Genomic DNA, 20,319 nt, shown 5'->3' with positions numbered 1-20,319 from the left:
CGAGCGGTCCGTCCGCCGGCCGTCGACCGACCGAGAGGTGACCCTTGTCCGACCAGGAGCCGACCGCCGAGGCGCCCCGGCCGCCCGACAGCAGGGCCTTCGGCAACCTCCTGCAAGGGCTCGCCTCGGAGATGAACCTGCTCGGCCACGACTTCGCCGCCGCGCAGGGCCTGCACGCCACCGACGTCCAGGCGCTGCTCGCGATCATGCGCGGCTCCACCGGCGTCACCCCCGGCCCGGTCACCCCGAGCCGGCTGCGCGAGGAGCTCGCCCTCACCTCCGGCGCGGTGACCGCCGTGCTCGACCGGCTGGAGCGCGCCGGCCACATCCACCGCAGCCGCGACGCCGCCGACCGCCGCCAGGTCCAGGTGCACTACAACCCCGGTGCGAGCCGGATGGCCGCCGCCTGGTTCGCCCCCGTCGCCGCCTGCACCGACGAGGTCGCCGCCGGGTTCAGCCCGGACGAACTGCGCACCGTCGCCCGTTTCCTCGGCCGGATGACCACCGGCCTGGAGGAACTGCGCCGCGCCCGCCGCGAAGACGCGCAGGACACGCAGGACGCGCGGGGCGTCCAGGACTCCCGCGGCGGGGCGCGGACCGGTCCGGATTCGGAACCTCCGAGTTCGCATATGACGAACCGTAACGGGTAATGCACTCCCAGTGATTGACGGCGTCCGCCCAAAACGCGGCGGACCGGCACACCGGGAGGCGGCGATGGCAACGGTCTTCAGCGCGGACTTCACGTCGACACGGCAGTGGGTGGCGGGGCGCAGCAGCGCCTACCCCCGGATGGGGCCCACCAACAGGAGCGACCACAAGCTCGACCACCTCGTCCCCGCCTACTGCCCCGGCGGCGTCTTCGCCGCGACCCGCCGGCCCGGCAGCGACCTGTGGAACTGCAACCTGCTCACCACCGAGGGCAGCCCGGACGGCTTCCAGCTGCGGCCCGGCGACGTGATGCTCGCCCGGGTCACCCTGCCCACCGCCCTCGGCGCCTGGCCGGCCATCTGGACCTGGCGGGACGGCGGCAACGAGATCGACGTCTTCGAGTACCACCCCGACAACCCCGACCTGCTGGAGGTCTCCAACCACGTCCGCGGCGGCTACCGCTACTGGCACGGCGGAGCGGCCGGCATAGCCCCCGGCGCCACCGTCGAGCTCCGCACCGTCTTCGGCCGCACCTCCGTCGACTGGTACGCCAACGGTGCCGCCGTCTACTCCGACCGCCGGGGCGTGGGCTCCACCTGGCACGCCCACCTGATCGTCAACCTCTCCGTCTCCGACGGCACCTACCACCCGTGCCCGCCCGTCGGCGGCCCCTCCCGGCTCAGCTGGACCTGCCACAGCCTGGTCGTCGAACGCTGACCGCACGCCCCGCCCGCCCCCGGCCGAGCCGCACCGGCGCGGCCGAACGGACCACCACCGCCCGCCGACCGGGCGAGCGGCACCCGCCGCGAGTGACCACGGCGCCCGCCGGCCGTTGGGCCGGGCATGAAGAAGACCTTCACCTCCGCGGCCCTCACCGCCGCCCTCCTCGCCCCGGCCGCCGTCCTCGCCCCGGCCGCCCCCGCGGCCGCCGACACCACCGACAGCCTCGTCGGGGCGATCAACGCCGCCGAGAACTGGAACTTCTCCGCCGTCGCGGTCTGTCTCCAGGAACTCGCCGTCGTCCCCGTCGGCGGGGCCTGGACGGGCACCACCGCCAACAGCTGCACCGACGGGAACATCGTCAACGACCCCCGGCCCATCAACGGCTGAACCGCTCCGGCCCCGGGCACCCCGGGGCACCGCACCCGGCCCTCCGCCCCGCCGGGCGGGGGCCGCTGACACTCCGTCGGCCCGCCCCCGCCCGTTCCCGGCCATCACCCGAACGGCCGTACCTGGCCGCCTCGGCGCCGGTGGCCCACCCTGGAAGGGACGGCCGCACCCTGCGGGGACACCCGCCGGGCGGCGGCCGGCCGGCGACGGGAGGACGTGATGACCGCGACGAAGACCAGGAGAGTCCTGGTGGCCTACGGCAGCAAGCACGGCGCCACCGCCGGGATCGCCGCCGAGATCGGACTCACCCTCCGGCAGGACGGCTTCGACGCCGCCGTCCTCCCGGCCGGCGAGGTCCGCGACGTCTCCGGGTACGACGCCGTCATCCTCGGCGGCTCGCTCTACGCCGGCCACTGGCACCGCGACGCGCTGCGCTGCGCCCACCGCAACGCCGAGGCCCTCACCGAGCGGCCGGTCTGGCTGTTCAGCAGCGGCCCGGTCGACGGCTCCGCCGAGCAGGAGGACCTGCTGCCCGTCCCCGGTGCCGCCCGCGAGATGGAACGCCTGCACGCCCGCGGCCACGTCACCTTCGGCGGCCGGGTCACCTCCGACACCCCCGGCCTGTTCGCCCGCCTCATGGTCCGCCGCGGCACCAGCGGCGACTACCGCAACGCCGAGCAGATCCGGGCCTGGACCCACCGGGTCGCCGGGGAACTCCGCGGAGCGGCCTGAGACCGGCCCGCGGGTCGGGACCTGCGGGGCCCCGGCCCGGGCCGATCGGCCCAAGCGTCCGGCCGCCCCGGCCGCGCACGATGGTGGTGGGCGATCCGCCCGCGATCCGTCCGCGACCGGCGGAGGAGGCCGTGATGACGTACTGGAACGGCCATGGCATGAACGGCTGGGGCTTCGGCTTCATGACCGTCGGCATGGTGCTCTTCTGGGCCCTGCTCGTCCTCGGCATCGTGGTCCTGGTCCGCCACCTGGGCCGCACCGGACCACCGCCCCCCGGCCCGCCCGCCCCGCCGCCCGCGGACCCCGGACGGCCCCGTACCGACCCCGAGCAGCTGCTCGCCGAACGCTTCGCCCGCGGCGAGATCGACGCCGAGGAGTACCGGCACCGGCTGGAGACGCTCCGCACCGCAGGCGGACCCGGCAGCGGCTGACCGCCGCCGGACCCGCCGATCCCACCCCCAGGAGGCCGCCATGCGCACCGAGGCACTGGACGCCGCCGCGCTCGAGAAGCTCATCTCCGCCGCCGTCGCCGCGCCGTCCGTCCACAACAGCCAGCCGTGGCGCTTCCGGCTGCGCCCCGAGACCTCCACCCTGGAGGTGCACGCCGCCCCGGAACGCGGTCTGCCGATCGCCGACCCCGGGGGCCGCGCGCTGCACATCTCGGTCGGCGCCGCCGTGTTCAACCTGCGCACCGCCGCCCGCCACCTCGGCTGGGCGCCCCGGGTCCGGCTGCTGCCCGACTCCACCGAGCCCGGACTGCTCGCCGCGGTCGACCTCGACGAGCCCTCCCCGGTCGACCTGCCCGGGACCACCGAGCTGTACGACGCGATCTGGCGCCGGCACAGCGTCCGCGCGCCCTTCGACGGCCGCCCCGTGCCGCCCGCCGTGCTCGACCTGCTCGCCCGGGCGGCCCACGGCGAGGGAGCCCTCCTGCTGCTGCCCGACCGCGCCGAGCGCGACCGCCTGCTGCGGCTGACCGCCGAGGCCGAGCGCCGCACCACCACCGACCCGGGCCGCCGCGCGGAGAGCCGCAGCTGGGTCCGCCCCCTGCCCGACCCCGACGCCGACGGACTCCCCGCGGCCGTCCTCGGCCCGCAGGACGCCGGCGGGCACCTGCCGATGCGGGACTTCTCCGCCATCCACCCGGCCGAACACCTGCCGCCCGCGCCCTTCGAGGCCGACCCGTGCATCGCCGTCCTGGCCACCCACGGGGACCACCCCGAGGACTGGCTGACCGCGGGACTCGCGCTGCAGCACGTCCTGCTGCTCGCCACCGCGCACGGGCTGCGCGCCTCGCTGCTGCACCAGGCGATGGAGTGGCCGGGCCTGCGGGACGAGGCCCGCGACGCCCGGCAGGGCCCGTACCACGTCCACCTGCTGATCCGGCTCGGCCACGGGCCGGAGGGCGCGCCCACTCCGCGGCGGCCGCTCGCCGAGGTCGTGGACGCCGGCCCGGCACCGCTCTGAGGCCCGCACCGGCACGGGCACGCCCCGGCACGGGCACGCCTCAGTGCGGCGCTCCGACCGCCAGCGCCTCGCGGGCGGCGAGCAGTTCGTGGAGCAGCTCCAGGACGGGCGCGCGGTGCCCGGCCCGGGCGGCGAGCCGGACGGCGGCCCCCGTCCAGGCGTCGAGCTCCGAGGGCCGGCCCGCCAGGACGTCCCGCTGCAGCGAGGAGGTCGCGTCCGGGGCCTGCCGGTCCACCAGTCCGACGGCGGTGTCGACGGCGTCCTCCGGCAGGCCGATCCCGAGCCGGACAGCCGTCCCGTGGATCTCCCGCATGGCCGCGACCAGCAGCCGCCGGGTGCCGGCGCGCGAGCGGAGCTCGCCGACGGTCGCCCCGCCCGTGGCGGCGCCGAGACCGCCGACCGGCACCACCACCAGGAACTTCGCCCACAGCTCGGCCCAGACGTCGGCCGGCTCCGCCGCCGTCAGCGCGGCGGCGCGCAGCGCCTCGCGCAGCCGCAGCACCCGCTCCGAGACGCCGCCGTCCCACTCGGTGAACCCCAGCGCGCCGGGAGGTCCCAGGTGCCGCACCACGCCGGGACGGACCGGCACGGCGACGACCCTGGCCAGTCCGGGCAGCACCCGGTCACGGCCGAGGACGGACGCCACCTGCTCGGGCGCCTCCACCCCGTTCTGCACGGTGACCACGGCGGTGTCCTCCCCGAGCAGCGGGGCGAGTGCGCGGGCGGCCGCGGTCAGCTGCGGAGTCTTGACGCACAGCAGGACGGCGTCGACCTCGCCGAGCTCCGCCGGGTCGGCCGAGGCCCGCACGGCGGGCACGTGGCGGTCGGCGGACGGGCCGCCCGGGCCGCCGGTGATGCGCAGCCCGTCCCGGCGGAGCGCGGCGAGGGTCTCGCCGCGGGCCAGGAAGCGCACGTCGCCTCCCGCGGCGGCGAGCATGCCGCCGACGTAGCCGCCCACCGCGCCGGCCCCCACCACGGCGACGCGCATACCGCCCGCCGTCCCGGTCATCGCTGCCCCGCTTCCCGGGGACCCTGCCGCGGCAGCCGCTTCCCGACCAGGACCGGCAGGGCCTCCAGGCCCCGGCTGAGCGAGCTGTCGGCGAGCCAGGCGATCTCCTCCGGCGCCACCGCGAGCTCCAGCTGCGGCAGTCGGCGCAGCAGGGTCGTGAAGGCGATCTCGCCCTGGAGCCGGCCGAGCGGGGCACCCACGCAGAAGTGCGGCCCGTGGCCGAAGGCCAGGTGGTGGTTGGGCGAGCGGGTGACGTCGAAGCGCTCCGGGTCCTCGTGGACCTCCGGGTCGTGGCCGGCGGCGGCCAGCGAGAGGTGCACGAAGCTCCCCTCGGGGATGTCCACGCCGCCGAGCCGCAGGTCGGACGCGGCGATCCGCAGCGAGGCCCAGGAGGCCGACCCCTCGTAGCGCAGGATCTCCTCCACGGCCGAGGGCACCAGTTCGGGGGCGGCGCGGAGCACCGCGAGCTGGTCGGGCCGGCCGAGCAGCAGCGCCGTCCCGTTGCCCAGCATGTTGGCCACCGTCTTGTGGCCCGCGATGAGCAGCAGGAGGATCGTCGAGTACAGCTCCCGGTCGCTGAACACGCCCTCGTCGCGGCCCCGGACGAGGTCGCTCAGCAGGTCGTCGCGCAGGTCCTTGCGCCGCTCGGCCACCAGGTGGCCGAAGTAGTCGGTGAACGCGTCGGTCGCGGCCCTCAGCTCCGCCTCCGCGTGCTGGAACGGGTCCTGGCTGAGGACGTAGCCCCACTGCTGGAACAGCGGGCGGTCCTCGACCGGCACCCCCAGGTACTCGCAGATCACGGTGAGCGGCAGCGGCAGGGCGAAGGCGTCCATCAGGTCGGTCCGGCCGGACTCCGGCAGGGCGTCGACCAGGTCGTCGACGATCTCCTGGATGCGCGGACGCAGGCCGGCGATCCGGGCGGGCAGGAACGCCCGGCTGATGGGCCGGCGCAGCCTGGTGTGCTCGGGCGGATCGGCGAACCCCAGGTTGCGGACCATGAGGAGGCTCTTCGCCGCCCTGTCCCGGTACCGCTCGGGCAGGTTCTCGGCCTGCTTGGACAGCCGGGGGTCGCCGAACGCCGCCACGACCTCCCGGTGGCCGAGGACCGCGAACGCCTCGGCGCCCGGCGGGTAGTCGATCCGGTGGACCGGGCACGCGGCGCGCAGTTCCGCGGTCGCCGCGTGCGGCGACGGCCCGGGATCGGTGAAGAACCGCGGGGGGAGCACGTCCGACATCAGCGGCTCCCGGGGGTGCGCCGGGCCCCGGCGCCGGCGGGGGCGCCGCTGCCGCCCGCGACGGCGGGGATGATCCAGATCACGTCACGGTCCGTCACTTCCGTCTCCAGACCGTCGAGGCTCCGGATGTCGGTGTCGTTCTGGTAGATGTTCACGTAGCGCTTCACGGCCCCTTCCACGTCCACGATGCGTTCGAGGGTGCCGGGACAGTCCCGGTCGAGTGCGCGGAGCACCTCCCGGATGTTCCCGCCACCGCCCGGGACCTGCCGCCGCCCGCCGGTCAGGGCGTGGAAGGCGGCGGGAAGCCGGACGGTCACGGCCGGCGCCGGAAGACCCCGGCCGACGCGCTGTGCGGTTTCGGGCATGCGACTGCTCTCCTGGGATGCGGGCCCGCCGGCCCCGGGGCCGGAACGGGACGGTCAGTGGGAGGACTGCACGCCGAACTCGGCGCAGAGGTCCGGCGGGAGCCGGAGGCGGAGCGCTTCGCAGCGCTCCGGGCCGGGCCGCCAGCCCGCCACCCGGTGCGCCAGGCCGCCGTCGTCGGCGGTGTGGACGTACCAGATCACGTTCACCGGCCAGCACGACTGGCGGAAGAGGTACTCGTCCATCGGCGTCGGGTTCTCGCTGAGCCGCTGGCGCCGTTCGTGCGGCGGGCCGATCTCGTGCCAGTCCGGATGCGAGTGGACGGAGCCCATCGGCTCCAGGCCGGCCGCCGCCTGCCGTTGGACCGCCCGGAGCACGGCGCCCTCGTCGCTCCAGAACCCCCGGCCGGGATTGCGGTACACCTCGCCGAACCGGGGCGCGATGGTCGTCTCGAACTCGGCCATCACGGCCTCGTCGCTGTCGCGGACGTTCGGGACGAACTCGACGTCGCGGACGGTGATCCCGAGGTCGTCGACACGGCCGAACAGCAGGCCGGAGGCGCGCGGGAGGTGGCTCGGCGTGCCGTCGGCGCCGCGGCTGTCCAGGCACTTCCGGTACTCGCCGACGGCGTGTTCGAGGAAGCGCAGGGCGGGTTCGTGCTCGAAGCGGACGAGTCGGGGCAGCTCCCCGAGCGGTGCGGTGGCGTCGTCGGTCAACTGCCCTCCTCCGGCTTCTTGCCGGCCGAGGCCAGGGTGCCGCCCAGCAGGGCGGCGCCCAGCGGCCAGCTGCGCATGTGCACCGGCAGGGTCACGCAGTGCTCGCCGAGGCGCAGGAGCAGGCCCGCGTCCACCAGGCGCTCCGCGGCGCGCCGCTGCTCCCCGGTCAGGTCGGCCCGCGCACGGCCGCCCAGGCACCGGGTGAAGACGTCCACCGTGACGGGGTCGTCGAGGACGGCCCGCCCGGCGGACCCCGGCCGGCGGTCGACGACCGACAGGAAGCCCGGCCCCCTGCGGAAGTAGAGGAGGCCGAAGCTGCCGGCGGAGCGCCACTCGCCCGGGGACGCGCTGCCGTCCCCGAGCACCGTGACCGCCTCCGGCGCCGGCAGGTGGTCGAGGTGGGGGACCAGGCCGAGCTGGTGCGCGCCCAGCACGAGCGACCAGGTGACGCGGACGCCGATCGAGGCGCACTCGCGGATCAGCGCGACCGTCCGCACGACCGCCCGGTCGGGGAGCGCCGTGAGGTCGGCCGCCTCCGCCAGCCGTACCCCGGCGACGGGCACCCGGGTCAGCAGCGCCGCCAGTTCGGCGGCCGTCGGAAGGCCGTCCCCCGCAGCCCCGAGGGTCAGCGTCGCGGCCGCGGGCCGGCCGCCGCCCGGCAGGTGCCCGTCGTCCGAGGCCCGGGCCCTGAGTTCACCGATGTCCATCAGCACGCTCATCGGGACGCCGACACCTCCCGGCCGTCGACGAGCTTGCGGCGGTACGGGTCGACCTCCAGCGCGACGGCCACGTAGCGGCCCCCGTCCTCGAAGGCCAGACCGCGGTCGACGAAGTACCGCAGCACCCGGTCGAGTTCCTCCTCGGTGACGGCGAATCCGCCCTCGGCGAGCCGCCGGCGGACGCCCGCCCGTCCGGCGCCCTGGAACATGCCCAGGTACACGTTGCTCCCGCGGTCGTCCAGCTCGATCACCTCCTGGGGCCAGCTCGCCCGGCGGTCCTCGACGGTCACCCGGCCCCCGTCGTCCGTCCAGTACGAGAGGCTGCTCCGTGCGTAGGCCCCGGCCCAGGCGTCGACCGCCTTCTTGAGTTCGTCCTCGATCGGGCCGGAGATTCCCCGGTCGGGGGTGTCGAAGAGGTAGACGAGGTCGTACAGCTCGTCCGGCGGCAATCGGTAGATGTGGTCGTAGATCTCGGCCGGGCGGCGGACGGCGAACCCCAGCGACGGCTCCTCGAAGTACGGACTGAACCGTTCGAGCGCTATGCGCCAGGCACCGGTCGGCGGCTGCAGGTGTTCGAGTGCGGAGAGCTTCCCGAGGAGTCCGCGGTAGTCCTCCTCGGTCTCGCCCGGGAATCCGTAGAGGATGTTCCAGGTGACGTTGAGTCCGAGGTCCTCGCCGTCACGCAGCATCCGCACGTTGTGCGCGGCGCTGACCCCCTTGTCCATGAGGCGCAGGACGTGGTCGCTCAGTCCCTCGATGCCGGGCTGGACGTAGAGCACGTTCGCCTCGCGCAGGCTGCGCAACTGCTCCCGCGTCAGGTTCGACTTGATCTCGTAATGGATCCGCAGATCGCAGTCGAGGGCGGCCATTTCGGGCATCACCGTGTCGAGGTACTTCATGTCGAGGATGTTGTCCACCATGACCAGGTCGAGGACCCGGTGGCGTTCGGCGAGGTCCCTGACCTCCTGCGCGATGCGCCCGGGCGCCTTGCTCCGGAAGTCGATGGCGGACCCGTTGAGGCCGCAGAACGTGCACTGGTGGCGCTCGCCCCACCAGCACCCGCGGGAGGTCTCCAGGACCAGCATCGGACGGACGCGGTGCCGGACGGGGGACTCCCCGAGCGAGCGGAAGTAGCTGTCGTAGTCGGGCGCGGGAACCGCGGCGAAGGGCAGCGCCGCGGCGGCCGGCGGGTTCGCGACCGCCTCGCCCCGGTCGTCGCGCCAGCTGAGGCCCGGCACGTCGGCGAAGGACCCGCCCTGCGCGATGCGGTTGAGGAGCGCGGGCAGTGCGCGTTCGCCCTCGCCGCTGACCACGAAGTCGAACTGCTCGAAGTTGCGGTGCAGGGTCGGCCCCTGCGGGCCGTCGCAGTTGCTGCCGCCGAGGACCGTCCGGATGCCCGGGACGAGCCGCTTCAGCTCCTTGGCGAGCGCGAGGGACGGCACGTTCTGCATGAAGGTGCTGGTGAACCCGACCAGGTCCGGCGGGTCGGCGGCGATCTCGGCCGCGAGGTCGCGGACGAATCCGCGGGCGTGCCTCTGCATCTCGACGGGAATCCGCGGATCGATCCCGCGGCTGCGCAGGAACGCGGAGAATTCGTCGACCCGGTAGCCGTCGGTGTCGTACAGCGCCGGGGTGAACACCCAGTCGCCCACGCCGTGGAAGACCTGGACGGCGACCTCGCCGTAATCCTCCGCGGATATGGCGCCGCCGCTCTCGCGCATCAGGTGCTCGGCCCACCGCATGTTGGCGTACAACTCGTCGACGGTCCAGTGCGCGGCGTTCTTCCGGACGCTCGGCCCGAGTATTCCCAGCGCACTCGACGGAGTGTCGAGTCCTTGCCACGGCATGGCTACCATCAGGAGCTTCATCAAGGGATGCCTGCCCTAGGAGGTCTGTAGGGGAAGACGCACAGGGATGCAGAAAGGGGCGCACGGCACGGGAATTCCGAGCCCGGTCTCCCGGCCCGGCGGCTGCGACCGCACGGCGCGCCGCACCTGCTCCGGCGGGCGGGTCGACGGGGGCTGCGAACCCGGACTCCACTTGTCGTCCGCGCGTCAACCTGCCTTCTGCATGCTAACCAGAAGCCGGCGACTTTTACCAGAGGATCCGTGGGACCGGACGGAGCGATCGGCGCCGGTGATGCGCAAGTGCTGATGCATGCTCAGACCGTGTGTGTAGCACCGGAGTTCGAGTCGGGTGTGCAGATAGCGAAGGCACGGCCTCCGTCGTGGTGGGAGGCCGTGCCCGTGCGGTCGGAGGTCGGTCGTAGTCAGTAGTGGCTGTTCATGGCGGCGCGCACCTCGGCGAGGGTGGCGTCGGCCACCGCCCGGGCGCGCTCGTTGCCCTCGCGCAGCGTCCGCCGCAGGTGGGCGCGGTCGTCCGCGTACTCGGCGCGGCGGGCCCGGATCGGCGCCAGGTACTCGTTGACCGCCTCGGTCACCGTCTTCTTCAGCGCGGCGGCCCCGGCTGCGCCGATGTCGGAGGCCACCTCCTGCGGCGTCCGGCCCTGGCAGAGCGCCGCGAGCAGCAGCAGGGACGAGACCTCGGGACGGTCGACCGGGTCGTAGGTGATGTGGCGTTCGGCGTCGGTCTTCGCCCCCTTGAGCAGCCGGGCGGTCTCGTCGGCGGTCGCGGCCAGGGCGATGGCGTTGCCCCGGCTCTTGCTCATCTTGGTGCCGTCCGTGCCGAGCAGCAGCGGCGCGCTCGACAGCAGGGCCTCCGGCTGCGGGAACACGGCGGTGCCGTTGCCGTACCGGTCGTTGAAGCGGCGGGCGATCGTCCGGGTGAGCTCCAGGTGCGGCAGCTGGTCCTGGCCGACCGGGACGAGGTTGGCCTTGCAGGACAGGATGTCCGCGGCCTGGTGGACGGGATAGGTGAGCATCAGGCCGCTGACGGCGGACTGCCGCGAGTGCGCGATCTCGTCCTTGACCGTGGGGTTGCGGTTCAGCTCGGCGACCGAGACCAGGCTGAGGAAGGGCAGCATCAGCTGGTTCAGGGAGGGCAGCGCGCTGTGCGTGAAGACGGTGCTGCGGGCCGGGTCCACGCCGATGGCGAGGTAGTCCAGCACCAGTTCCTCGACGTGCCAGGTCAGGTTGTCGGCGACGTCGCGATCGGTCAGGACCTGGTAGTCCGGAATGATCACGAACATCTCCACGCCGAGGTCCTGGAGCCGCACGCGGTTGTGGAGCGTGCCGAAGTAGTGCCCCAGGTGCAGGCGGCCGGTCGGCCGGTCGCCCGTGAGGATCCGGAACTGCCCCGGGTCCTTGAGGATCAGCTCCTCGAGTGCCGCGCTGCGGACCTGCGCGGCGGACGTCCCGAGCGCGTCGACGGCGGGACCGGCGGCGGTGTCGGGATCCGCGGTGGTGGGTGTGGTGTTCACGAGTCTCCTGGAAGGTCGTTCCTGCCGTCAGGATGACATGTCACTTCCACAACACAAAAGCGAGCCTTACGACATGAGGGTGCATCAGGTCACCCGGCGGAACCGGAGGAAGGGCCTGCTCCGGGGTGTCGTCCCCCGTCCGCACCGGCCGTGCGGTCGAACTCCGCGAGGATCTCGCGGGCGCTCCTCCTCGCCTCCCGCGCGGCCTCCGGGTCGCCCGCGGCGTCCGCCGAGTCACCCAGGTGGGTGAGCAGGGAGGCCTCGTTGAAGCGGTCGCCGAACTCCCGGTAGATCTGCAGCGCCTGCTCGTAGCAGGCGATGGCCTCGTGGTGGTCGCCGACCCGGTGGTGCACCAGGCCGAGGGTGTCGAGGGTGGCGCTCTCGCCGTTGCGGTCACCCGTCTCCCGCTGCAGCGCGAGCGCCTGCTCGCAGCACCGGCGGGCCGCCTGGTACCGGCCGAGCCGGGTGTTGCACCAGCCCATGTTGTTGAGCGCCCGGGCCTGCCCCGTCAGGTTGCCGGCCGCCCGGTACTTCGCCAGCGCGGAGGCGGCCTCCTCCAGGGCGGAGACGAAGTCGTGCCGCCGCTCGAACACCAGGGTCCGGCTGTTGTGGCAGTGCGCCTCGCCGAGCGGGTCGGCCAGCTCCTGGAAGAGCGGGACGGCCCGGCGCAGCAGCCGGTCCGCCTCGTCGTAGCGGCCCATCCTCGCATTGGCGCGGCCCAGTTCGCCGAGCGCCGCGGCGATCCCCGGCCGGTCGTCCAGCCGCTGCGCCGCGTCCAGCGCCGCGTGCTGCGTGGTCACCCAGTCCGGCCAGTGGCCGCGCTGTTCCAGGTAGGTCGCCACGGCCCGGGCGAGCGGGCCGACCAGGCCGTCGGGGGCCGCGTCGACCGCGGCGAGCAGGCACTGGTGCTCGGCGGCGAACCAGGCCGAGGCGCCGTCGAGGTCGGTGAAGGCCGCCGGCGGCACGTCGGGCGCGGGCGGCGGGAGGGCGATCGGTTCGTGACGGCCCAGTAGCACGGAGGCGGCGCTCGCGGTGTGCAGGTAGTAGTCGACGAGCCGGCGCTGGGCGGCCGTCCGGTCGGCGGGGGTGACGTGGTCGTGCGCGAGCGTGGTCGCGTAGGCCCGCAGCAGGTCGTGCATGCCGTACCGGTCGGGCCCGAGCGGGTGGACCAGGTGGGCCCGGCTGAGCGCGGTCAGGGCGCTCCGGGTGTCGTCCGGGCCGCGTCCGGTGAGGGCGGCCGACGCGCTCAGCGACACGTGGGGCCCGTACTGCAGGCCGAGCAGCCGGAAGGTGCGCGCCGCCGTCGCCGGCAGGTGCTGGTAGGACCAGGAGAAGACCGCGCTGACCGAGTTGCCGACCGTGTCCAGCAGGTGGAGCCGCCTGCGGCGGTCGGCCAGTTCGGACACCAGGTCCGGCAGCGGGGTGGTGTGCTGTGCGGCCGCGAGCTCGGCGGCCACCCGTAAGGCGAGCGGCAGCCCGACGCACTGCTCGGCGAGGTCCTGGCCGACCGCCGCCTCGCGGTCGAGCCGGTCGCCGATCAGCCTGCGCAGCAGGTCGAGCGAGTCGGTCATCGGCAGCAGGTCGAGGTCGAGCCGCCGGGCGCCGTGCCGGGCCACCAGCTCGCCCAGGGTGTCGCGGCTGGTCACCAGCACCGCGCAGGACCCGGTGCCGGGCAGCAGCGGCCGGACCTGGTCCACCGAGGAGACGTTGTCGAGCAGGACGAGGACGCGCTGCCCGTTGAGCTCCGTCCGGTACCGGGCCACCCGGTCGGCCTCGTCCAGCGGGATCTCGTGGGCGGGCAGGCCCATCGCGGACAGCAGCCTGGCGAGCGCGTCGCTGCCGGACAGCGGCTGCTGCGGGTCGTAACCCCGCAGGTCGACGTAGAGCTGGCCGTCGGGGAAGCGCGGGCGGACCTGGTGCGACCAGTGCAGGGCGAGCGCCGTCTTGCCGACGCCGGCCGTGCCGGAGACCACCGCGACGGGCACCGCGGCGCCCACCGGCCGGGACAGGGTCCGCCCGAGCCAGGAGAGTTCGCGCTGCCGTCCGACGAAGTCGGGCACGTCCCCGGGCAGGGTCGCGGGCACCGGCCGGCGCCTCGGGGGCGCGGTGGTGTGCCAGGCGTCGTCCGCCAGCAGCACCTGGTAGGCGGCGGCGAGTTCGGGGCCCGGGCCGATCCCGAGCTCCTCGGCGAGCCGGCGCCGCACCTCGTGGTAGGCGTCGACGGCCGCGGCCCGCCGCCCGGCGGCGTCGTAGCCGCGGATCAGCCGGGCGAGCGCGGCCTCGTCCAGCGGGCGTGCGTGGGCGACCTGTTCGAAGACCGCCACCGCTTCGTCCGCCGCCCCGACGGACAGCAGCGTCTCGCCCTTGGCGGCCAGCGCCGTGAACCGCTCCTCGACCAGCGCCAGGACCGCGGGATGGGCGGCCAGCGCGGGGACGTCGGCGAGCGGGGAGTCGGCCCGCCAGAGCGCCAGCGCCGCGTCGAACAGGGCGAGGGCGCCCGCGTGGTCGCCCGCCTGCCGGGCCGCCGCGGCGCGGTTGAGCACGTCGCGGAAGACGCGGACGTCGACGACGCAGGCCTCGGTGGGCAGCAGGTAGCCGTCGCCGACCGAGAGCAGGACCGAACTCGGGGCGCGGGCCGCGCGTTCGGGTTCGAGCAGCTTCCGCAGGTGCTTCACATGGGTCTGGATCACGTTGACCGCGGAGTTGGGCGGGCCGTCGGACCACAGCGCGTCCACCAGCTCCGTGCGGGAGACCTGCCGGCCGGCCGCCAGGGCGAGCAGGCCGAGCACCGCGCGCCGCCCCGCCGTCGGCACGTCGTGACGGGCCGCGCCCTGCAGGACCCTGACCGGCCCAAGGAGCTGAACCTGCACGTGTGCGCCCCCCTGCACCATCTCCGCGCCCCCGCCCCGTGTGAAGGAAAAGTTGTCGTCCAGTCGTCATCCAGTCGCGGTTCCTACCGTAATCGAAAGATCGAATCGAGGGGGACGATGCTGCGTCTGCATGCAAACGAACACCCGCAGGGACCACCGGCCGGGGTGGCCGAGGCCCTGCACGCACTGGTGCCGGACGTGCACCGGTACCCGGCGGGGGAGGGTGCCCTGCAGGCGGCGATCGCCGAACTGCACGACGTCCCGCTGAACCGGGTGCTGGTCGGTGCGGGCAGCGCCGAGATCATCGGCCTGGCCTGGCGCGCGTTCACCGGGCCGGAGCGGCCGGCGTTCTTCCACGAACCCGAGTTCGACTTCTACCCGATGCTGGGCGTCCAGTGCGGCACCCCGACGCTGACCCGCCCCTGGCCGCCCGGCGAGGACCTGGCCGACCACCTCCGGCAGGCGCAGGTCGGCCTGGTCGCGCTCTCCAACCCGCACAACCCCACCGGCTCCTGGCAGCCCCGGCAGGCGGTCGCCGACCTGGCCGGCCGGCTGCCCGACGGCACCGTCGTGCTCAACGACGAGGCGTACCACGACTACGCGGACGAGGCGGACGCCGGGCCCTCGCTCAAGACCCTGTCGGAACTGCCCAACCTGCTGACCACCAGGACCTTCTCGAAGATCCACGGCCTGGCCGGCCTGCGGGTCGGCTACGGCATCGGCCACGCCCGGCTGATCGGCGCGCTGCGCTCGCTGCAGACGCCGTTCACCGTCAGCAGCGCGGCCTGCTCCGCCGCGCTCGCCTCGCTCGCCGACCCGGCCTCGCTCAAGGAGCGCCGCATCCGCAACCGGGAGAACCGCGAGGCGCTCGCCGGCGAACTGGCCCGGCGCGGCTTCGAGGTGACGCCCAGCCAGGCCAACTTCCTTTACGCACGACCGCCGGACGGCCCCGCGGACTGGGCGGCCGTCCTGCTGGACCGGGGGGTCCGGGTCCATCCCGTCGGCGCCGCCCTGCGGGTGACCGTCGGCACCGCCGCCGAGACCGCGGCCCTCGTCGCCGCGGTCGACGCGATCCTGATCGGCTTTCGCACACAACACCTGGGGGAACCATGACCGTCTCGGTCATCGACGACGTCTTCAACCACACGCTCTCCGCCTACGCCATCTCGGCCGCCTGGGAGACCGGCCTGCTGGACCGCCTGGACGGCTCCGAAGCACCCGTGGACCTGCGGGAGTTCGCCCGCGAGCAGGACCTCGACGCGCCCTCCGTCGAGGCCGTCGCCCGGGGCCTGGCCCTCGCCGGGATCGTCGCGCTCGACCCGGACCACCACTGTGCCGAGCCCGGCCCGCAGTTCGCCGAGACCATGGCGAAGAAGGGCTTCTTCTACTGGCTGACCCGCGGCTGCGGCGAACTCTTCACCACCATGCCGGAGCTGATCCGCACCGCGAACCGCCCCGACGGGTTCACCGTCCGGCGCGACTACAAGGCCATCGGCCTGGGCGCCCGCGACGCCGGATTCTCCTACGTCGACCCCGCGTTCTACCGGATCGTCGCCGAACGCGACCTGCGCTGCGGCGCCGACCTCGGCTGCGGCAGCGGCGAGCGGCTGATCAAGCTGGCCGGGCGGGACCCGGAGTTCCGGGGCATCGGCGTCGACTTCGCCGCCGGCGCGGTGGCCCTGGCCACCGAGTCGGTCGCCCGGGCCGGCCTCGCCGACCGGATCTCCGTGGTCCACGGCGACGCGACCGCGATGGAGCACCGCCCCGAGTTCGACCAGGTCGACTTCGTCTGCACCTTCATGATGGGTCACGACCTGTGGCCGCGCGAGGAGTGCCTGACCAGCCTCAAGCTGATCGGCGAGGCCTTCCCGGCGGCGACCGACCTCATCATCTGCGACACCTACCGCTCGGACCTGCCCTCCACCGACCGGCACCCGGTCTTCACGCTCGGGTTCGAGACCGCGCACGCCGTGATGGGCCAGATGATCCCCTCGCTCGCCGAGTGGAAGGACGTCCTCGCCGAGGCCGGCTGGAACCTCGCCGACGTCGTCGACTTCGACCTGCCCCCGTACACGGCGCTGATGCACCTGACCCGCGAGAGGACGCACGGATGAGCGAGCGCGCTGCGACCGGCAGGCACATCCTCGTCCTCAACCGCTTCGACCGGTCGGTCGGCTGCGACTACACCGCGTACATCGACCACGGCACCGACCGGGTCGCCTACCTCTGCTCGGCGGCGGGCGCCGACGGCGTCGACGCCGCCGCGGCGGAGACCGTGGCCGTCGTCGACGACCTCGCGGACCGGCCGGCCGTCGCCGAACTGGCCCGCGGCATCGTGGACCGCCACGGCCCGCTGGACCGGGTCGTCGCGCTCTTCGAACGCGACCTCGAGGTCGCCGCGGACCTGCGCGAACTGCTCGGCGTCCCCGGCCCCCGGCCGGACGACGTGGCGCGGGTCCGCGACAAGGTGACGATGAAGCAGCTGGTCGCCGCGGCGGGCCTGCGGGTGCCGCGGTTCGTCGACGCCGACGATCCCGCGCAGGTCCGCCGGTTCGCCGCCGAGGTCGGCTTCCCGGTGGTGCTCAAACCCCGCGACGGCTCAGGGAGCCAGGGCATCTGCCTGGTCAACTCCCCGGCCTCGCTGGAGGAGACGCTCGCCGCCCCGCTGCCGAACCACGTCTGCGAGGAGTACGTCAGCGGCCCGATGTACCAGGTCGACGGGGTGATCCAGGACGGGCGGGTGCGGGTGCTGCGGGCCTTCCGGCTGCTCAACACCTGCCTGGACTACGCCCTGGGCGACTCGTTCGGCTCGGTGGCCGCGGACGACCCCGAGCTGGAACGGCGGCTGACGGGGTACTCGGAGGTCGCCCTCACCGCCCTCGGCGTGCGCAGCAGCGTCTTCCACCTCGAAGTGTTCGCGGTCGACCCGACCGGGCCCGGCGAGTACGACGGGCTGGTGTTCCTGGAGGTGGCCGCACGCGCCGGCGGTGCGGAACTCCCGCACATCTGGCGCGACGTGTACGGGCTCGACCTGCTGGAGGTCGCCACCCGGCTGACCCTCGGGGAGTCCCCGGACCTGACCCCGCCCGACCCCGCGGGCGAGGCCGGCGGCTACCTGTTGATCCCGGAGCCCCCGGTGCGTCCCTGCCGGGTGCTGTCGACCAGGTCGCTGCTCGCCGAGGTGCCCGAGATGTACGCGGAGGTCCTGCCCGAGGTGGGTGCGATCCTCAACGGCACCGGCGGGGCGAAGGAGACCGGCGGCCGCTACCGGTTCAGGGCGGGCAGCGGCCGCCGCATCGAGGAGGCGATCGGCCGGGTGCTCGCCGAGTACCGGCTCGACTGGGAGCCGGTGGAGGACCGGCCGGTGGTGCGGGTGGCCGGACGGGCGCAGTCGGTGGCGCGCCCGTGAGCAGGCCGCCGACGGCCGGCTTCGGCCGGGTGCTCGCCGTCCGCGAGTTCCGGATGCTGTGGCTGGCCCAGCTGGTCTCGGTGGGCGGCAACCAGCTCACCCGGGTGGCGCTGTCCCTGCTCGTCTTCGACCGCAGCGCATCGGCGGGGCTGGCCGCGCTCACCTACGCCCTGACCCTGCTGCCGGAACTCGTCGGCGGGCCGATGCTGTCCTGGCTGGCGGACCGCTGCGCGCGGCGCGGGCTGATGGTGGTGTGCGACCTCGTCCGCACCGGCCTGGTCGCCGTCATGGCGATCCCCGGCACGCCGCTGTGGCTGCTGTGCTCGCTGGTCGTCGCGGTGCAACTGGCCCAGTCGCCGCACCTGGCGGCCCGGTCGGCACTGCTGCCGACGATCGCCCCCGGGGACCACTACCTGCCCGCGTCGGCGGTGGTCAACCTGACCGCCCAGCTCGGCCAGCTCGCCGGGTTCGCGGCGGGCGGCGCGGCGGTCGCGGTGCTCGGGCCCTCCCGGGCCCTGCTGCTCAACGCGGCCACCTTCACCGTCTCGGCCGTGCTGACCCGGTACGGCCTGGAGCGGCGACCGCGGCCGGCCGGCGGCCCGCCGACCGGCGGCCGGTGGAGCGTGATCACCGGCGGCGCCGGCCTCGTCCGGGCCGACCGCCGGCTGCGCCTGCTGGTGGCGTTCGGCACCGTCTCCGGCTTCTACGCCTGCAAGGAGGGCCTGGCCACGCCGTACGCCCACGCCCTGGGGCAGGGGCCGACCGGGGTGGGCCTGCTGCTCGCGGCCAGCCCGGCCGGCGCGGTCGTCGGCATGTTCGTGCTGACCCGCTGGGTGAGTCCGGACCGCGGCCTGCGGCTGCTCGGGCCGCTGTCCGTCGCCTCCTGCGCGGTGCTGACCTTCACCGTGCTGTCCTCGAACACCGCCGTGACCTGCGCGCTGTGGGCGGCCTCCGGAGTGTTCTCGGCGTTCCAGGTCCCGGCGAACGCCGAGTACAGCCGCTCCGTCCCCGACTCCGAGCGCGGCAAGGCGTTCGGACTGGCCTCGGCGGCCGTCCGGATGGCCCAGGGGGTCGGCATCTCCCTGGCCGGCCTCGCCGCCGACCACGCCCCGGCGTCCGTCGTCATCACCGTGTTCGGCGCCGTCGGGGCGGCGGTCTCCGCCGTCCTGGCGCTGCGGTGGTCCCGGATGCCGGGCCGCCCCGCCGAAGCAGCGGTGGTCGAACCCGTCACGACCCCGATCCGTCACTTCCCCCGTCCCCGTGCCTCGTCCAAGGACCTCGAATGACCCTCACCGCTCCACCCGCCACCGAGCCGCGACCGGGGGAGCACCTGCGCGGCGCCCTGCGCCAGCGCCACCTGGGCATGCTCGCCATGGGAGGCGTGATCGGGTCCGGCCTATTCGTCGGCTCCGGCGCGGGCATCGCCGCGGCCGGACCGGGGATCGTGCTGTCCTTCGCGGCGGCCGGCGTCCTCACCGTGCTGGTGATGCGGATGATGGCCGAGATGGCCGCCGCCCACCCGTCCAGCGGCTCGTTCTCCGAGCACGCGGAACGTGCCTTCGGCGCATGGGCCGGGTTCACCATCGGCTGGCTGTACTGGCTGACCCTGGTCGTGGTGCTCGCCCTGGAGTCGACCGCGGCCGCCGTCATCGTGCACGGCTGGCTCCCGGCCGTCCCGCAGTGGCTCATGGTGCTGCTGTTCATGTCGGTCTTCACCGCGGTCAACCTCACCGACGTGCGGAACTTCGGCGAGTTCGAGTTCTGGTTCGCCCTGGTCAAGGTCGCCGCGATCGTCGCCTTCCTGGTCGTCGGCGTGCTGGCGATCGCCGGGGTGCTCCCCGGCGGGGACACCGGAGCCCTGGACGGCGACCTGCTGCCGCACAGCTGGGCCGGCGTCGCGGCCGGACTCACCACCGCCGTCCCGGCGTTCGGCGGCCTGGAGGTCGTCACCATCGCCGCCGCCGAGTCCGACGACCCGGCCCGGGCCACCGGGCGGGCCGTCCGCGCGGCGGTCTGGCGGATCGCCGTCTTCTACCTCGGCTCCATGGCCGTCGTGGTCAGCCTGCTGCCGTGGTCCGACCCGCAGGTCGGCGCCGGCCCGTTCGCCGCCGTCCTCGACCACGTCGGCGTTCCCGCCGCGGGGCAGGTCATGCGGGTCGTCGTGCTGCTCGCCCTGCTGTCCGCGCTCAACGCCAACACCTACGCCGCCGCCCGGATGGCCTTCTCGCTGGCCCGCCGCCGCCAGGCGCCCGCGCTGCTGGCACGGCTCGGCCGGACGGGCGTCCCCCGTGCGGCCGTGCTCGCCTCGGCCGCGTTCGGATTCGTCGGAGTCGTGCTCAACCTGCTCTGGCCGCGCACGGTCTTCCTCCACCTGCTCGACGCGGTCGGCACGGTGCTGCTGCTGGTCTGGATCCTGGTCGCCTGCTCCCAGCTGCGCCTGCGCCGGCGCCTGCCGGCCGACTCGCCGGTGCGGATGTGGGGCCACCCGTACCTGAGCTGGACCGCGCTGGCCGCCATGGTCGCGCTGCTCGGGCTGATGCTCGTCGACCCCGGCACCAGGATCCAGCTGATCAGCACGGCCGTGCTCGCCTCGGCCGTCCTCGCCGCCGCCCTGATCCGTGGCCGCCGCGCAACCGCGGCTGCCGAACAGTAGAGAGAGATC

At 74.4% G+C, this 20,319-nt stretch carries 19 protein-coding genes; 11 read left to right on the top strand and 8 right to left on the bottom strand.

Annotated elements, in window-relative coordinates:
- Positions 1-44 precede the first annotated feature (44 nt).
- The 6 genes from AB0442_RS07315 to AB0442_RS07290 all read left to right on the top strand — a co-directional run bounded on the left by AB0442_RS07315 (position 45) and on the right by AB0442_RS07290 (position 3,957).
- Entirely contained in the window at positions 45-650 is a 606-nt protein-coding gene (locus AB0442_RS07315; protein ID WP_366161287.1) for a MarR family winged helix-turn-helix transcriptional regulator, read from the top strand.
- A gap of 64 nt (positions 651-714) precedes the next feature.
- Positions 715-1,365 carry a beta-glucanase gene (locus AB0442_RS07310; protein WP_366161285.1) on the top strand — a complete coding sequence of 217 codons (651 nt, stop codon included), beginning with the start codon at positions 715-717 and terminating at the stop codon, positions 1,363-1,365.
- Positions 1,366-1,491: 126 nt separating this feature from the next.
- Entirely contained in the window at positions 1,492-1,758 is a 267-nt protein-coding gene (locus AB0442_RS07305) for a hypothetical protein (RefSeq protein ID WP_366161283.1), read from the top strand.
- Between the two features lie 219 nt (positions 1,759-1,977).
- On the top strand, positions 1,978-2,490 hold the full coding sequence (locus AB0442_RS07300; protein WP_366161281.1) for a flavodoxin domain-containing protein: 513 nt from the start codon (positions 1,978-1,980) through the stop codon (positions 2,488-2,490).
- 134 nt (positions 2,491-2,624) lie between these two features.
- Complete coding sequence (locus AB0442_RS07295; RefSeq protein ID WP_366161279.1) at positions 2,625-2,921, top strand: SHOCT domain-containing protein; 297 nt, start codon at positions 2,625-2,627, stop codon at positions 2,919-2,921.
- Between the two features lie 40 nt (positions 2,922-2,961).
- Positions 2,962-3,957 (top strand): nitroreductase family protein, encoded by a 996-nt coding sequence (locus AB0442_RS07290; RefSeq protein ID WP_366161277.1) that lies wholly within the window; start codon positions 2,962-2,964, stop codon positions 3,955-3,957.
- Positions 3,958-3,997: 40 nt separating this feature from the next.
- On the opposite strand, the gene AB0442_RS07285 is transcribed toward AB0442_RS07290, so the two are convergent.
- The 8 genes from AB0442_RS07285 to AB0442_RS07250 form a co-directional block, all read right to left on the bottom strand.
- Positions 3,998-4,945, bottom strand: a complete 948-nt coding sequence (locus tag AB0442_RS07285; protein WP_366161275.1) for a 2-dehydropantoate 2-reductase — start codon at positions 4,943-4,945, stop codon at positions 3,998-4,000.
- Between the two features lie 17 nt (positions 4,946-4,962).
- The gene (locus tag AB0442_RS07280) at positions 4,963-6,201 is read right to left on the bottom strand and encodes a cytochrome P450 (protein WP_366161273.1); all 1,239 of its coding nucleotides are present in this window, start codon (positions 6,199-6,201) and stop codon (positions 4,963-4,965) included.
- Complete coding sequence (locus AB0442_RS07275) at positions 6,201-6,566, bottom strand: MoaD/ThiS family protein (RefSeq protein WP_363538641.1); 366 nt, start codon at positions 6,564-6,566, stop codon at positions 6,201-6,203. Before AB0442_RS07275 ends, AB0442_RS07280 begins: the two co-directional genes overlap by 1 nt.
- Before the next feature lie 54 nt (positions 6,567-6,620).
- Positions 6,621-7,280: a hypothetical protein gene (locus AB0442_RS07270; RefSeq protein ID WP_366161271.1), complete on the bottom strand. Its 660-nt coding sequence runs from the start codon at positions 7,278-7,280 to the stop codon at positions 6,621-6,623.
- Positions 7,277-7,999 (bottom strand): DUF5825 family protein, encoded by a 723-nt coding sequence (locus tag AB0442_RS07265; protein ID WP_366161269.1) that lies wholly within the window; start codon positions 7,997-7,999, stop codon positions 7,277-7,279. The genes AB0442_RS07270 and AB0442_RS07265 overlap by 4 nt, the downstream gene beginning before the upstream one ends.
- A complete protein-coding gene (locus AB0442_RS07260) occupies positions 7,996-9,867 on the bottom strand; it encodes a RiPP maturation radical SAM C-methyltransferase (RefSeq protein ID WP_366161267.1) in 1,872 nt (623 codons plus the stop codon). Before AB0442_RS07260 ends, AB0442_RS07265 begins: the two co-directional genes overlap by 4 nt.
- 401 nt (positions 9,868-10,268) lie before the next feature.
- Positions 10,269-11,378 (bottom strand): tryptophan--tRNA ligase, encoded by a 1,110-nt coding sequence (trpS, locus tag AB0442_RS07255; RefSeq protein WP_344624802.1) that lies wholly within the window; start codon positions 11,376-11,378, stop codon positions 10,269-10,271.
- A gap of 89 nt (positions 11,379-11,467) precedes the next feature.
- Positions 11,468-14,248, bottom strand: a complete 2,781-nt coding sequence (locus AB0442_RS07250; RefSeq protein WP_366161265.1) for a BTAD domain-containing putative transcriptional regulator — start codon at positions 14,246-14,248, stop codon at positions 11,468-11,470.
- Positions 14,249-14,365: 117 nt separating this feature from the next.
- Here AB0442_RS07250 and AB0442_RS07245 point away from each other — a divergent pair, with 117 nt between their 5' ends.
- From AB0442_RS07245 to AB0442_RS07225, 5 genes are read left to right on the top strand one after another with little or no spacing between them, the layout of a single operon-like run.
- On the top strand, positions 14,366-15,361 hold the full coding sequence (locus tag AB0442_RS07245) for an aminotransferase class I/II-fold pyridoxal phosphate-dependent enzyme (protein ID WP_366161263.1): 996 nt from the start codon (positions 14,366-14,368) through the stop codon (positions 15,359-15,361).
- Positions 15,358-16,362 carry a class I SAM-dependent methyltransferase gene (locus AB0442_RS07240; RefSeq protein ID WP_366161261.1) on the top strand — a complete coding sequence of 335 codons (1,005 nt, stop codon included), beginning with the start codon at positions 15,358-15,360 and terminating at the stop codon, positions 16,360-16,362. The genes AB0442_RS07245 and AB0442_RS07240 overlap by 4 nt, the downstream gene beginning before the upstream one ends.
- Positions 16,359-17,657, top strand: coding sequence for an ATP-grasp domain-containing protein (locus AB0442_RS07235; RefSeq protein WP_366161259.1), 1,299 nt, complete (start codon positions 16,359-16,361; stop codon positions 17,655-17,657). Before AB0442_RS07240 ends, AB0442_RS07235 begins: the two co-directional genes overlap by 4 nt.
- Positions 17,654-18,943 carry an MFS transporter gene (locus AB0442_RS07230; protein WP_366161257.1) on the top strand — a complete coding sequence of 430 codons (1,290 nt, stop codon included), beginning with the start codon at positions 17,654-17,656 and terminating at the stop codon, positions 18,941-18,943. Before AB0442_RS07235 ends, AB0442_RS07230 begins: the two co-directional genes overlap by 4 nt.
- The gene (locus tag AB0442_RS07225; RefSeq protein WP_366161255.1) at positions 18,940-20,310 is read left to right on the top strand and encodes an amino acid permease; all 1,371 of its coding nucleotides are present in this window, start codon (positions 18,940-18,942) and stop codon (positions 20,308-20,310) included. Before AB0442_RS07230 ends, AB0442_RS07225 begins: the two co-directional genes overlap by 4 nt.
- Positions 20,311-20,319 lie beyond the last annotated feature (9 nt).

The organism is Kitasatospora sp. NPDC085895 (assembly GCF_040702125.1).
Lineage (GTDB): Bacteria > Actinomycetota > Actinomycetes > Streptomycetales > Streptomycetaceae > Kitasatospora > Kitasatospora arboriphila.
Note: the sequence above shows the minus strand (reverse complement) of the source record. Positions and strands in the feature narration are given on the sequence as shown.

Coding starts and splice junctions, on each gene's coding strand:
- AB0442_RS07310 (WP_366161285.1), top strand. CDS start 715: ATGGCAACGGTCTTCAGCGCGGACTTCACGTCGACACGGCAGTGGGTG.
- AB0442_RS07305 (WP_366161283.1), top strand. CDS start 1,492: ATGAAGAAGACCTTCACCTCCGCGGCCCTCACCGCCGCCCTCCTCGCC.
- AB0442_RS07300 (WP_366161281.1), top strand. CDS start 1,978: ATGACCGCGACGAAGACCAGGAGAGTCCTGGTGGCCTACGGCAGCAAG.
- AB0442_RS07295 (WP_366161279.1), top strand. CDS start 2,625: ATGACGTACTGGAACGGCCATGGCATGAACGGCTGGGGCTTCGGCTTC.
- AB0442_RS07290 (WP_366161277.1), top strand. CDS start 2,962: ATGCGCACCGAGGCACTGGACGCCGCCGCGCTCGAGAAGCTCATCTCC.
- AB0442_RS07285 (WP_366161275.1), bottom strand. CDS start 4,945: ATGCGCGTCGCCGTGGTGGGGGCCGGCGCGGTGGGCGGCTACGTCGGC.
- AB0442_RS07280 (WP_366161273.1), bottom strand. CDS start 6,201: ATGTCGGACGTGCTCCCCCCGCGGTTCTTCACCGATCCCGGGCCGTCG.
- AB0442_RS07275 (WP_363538641.1), bottom strand. CDS start 6,566: ATGCCCGAAACCGCACAGCGCGTCGGCCGGGGTCTTCCGGCGCCGGCC.
- AB0442_RS07265 (WP_366161269.1), bottom strand. CDS start 7,999: ATGAGCGTGCTGATGGACATCGGTGAACTCAGGGCCCGGGCCTCGGAC.
- AB0442_RS07260 (WP_366161267.1), bottom strand. CDS start 9,867: ATGAAGCTCCTGATGGTAGCCATGCCGTGGCAAGGACTCGACACTCCG.
- AB0442_RS07245 (WP_366161263.1), top strand. CDS start 14,366: ATGCTGCGTCTGCATGCAAACGAACACCCGCAGGGACCACCGGCCGGG.
- AB0442_RS07240 (WP_366161261.1), top strand. CDS start 15,358: ATGACCGTCTCGGTCATCGACGACGTCTTCAACCACACGCTCTCCGCC.
- AB0442_RS07235 (WP_366161259.1), top strand. CDS start 16,359: ATGAGCGAGCGCGCTGCGACCGGCAGGCACATCCTCGTCCTCAACCGC.
- AB0442_RS07225 (WP_366161255.1), top strand. CDS start 18,940: ATGACCCTCACCGCTCCACCCGCCACCGAGCCGCGACCGGGGGAGCAC.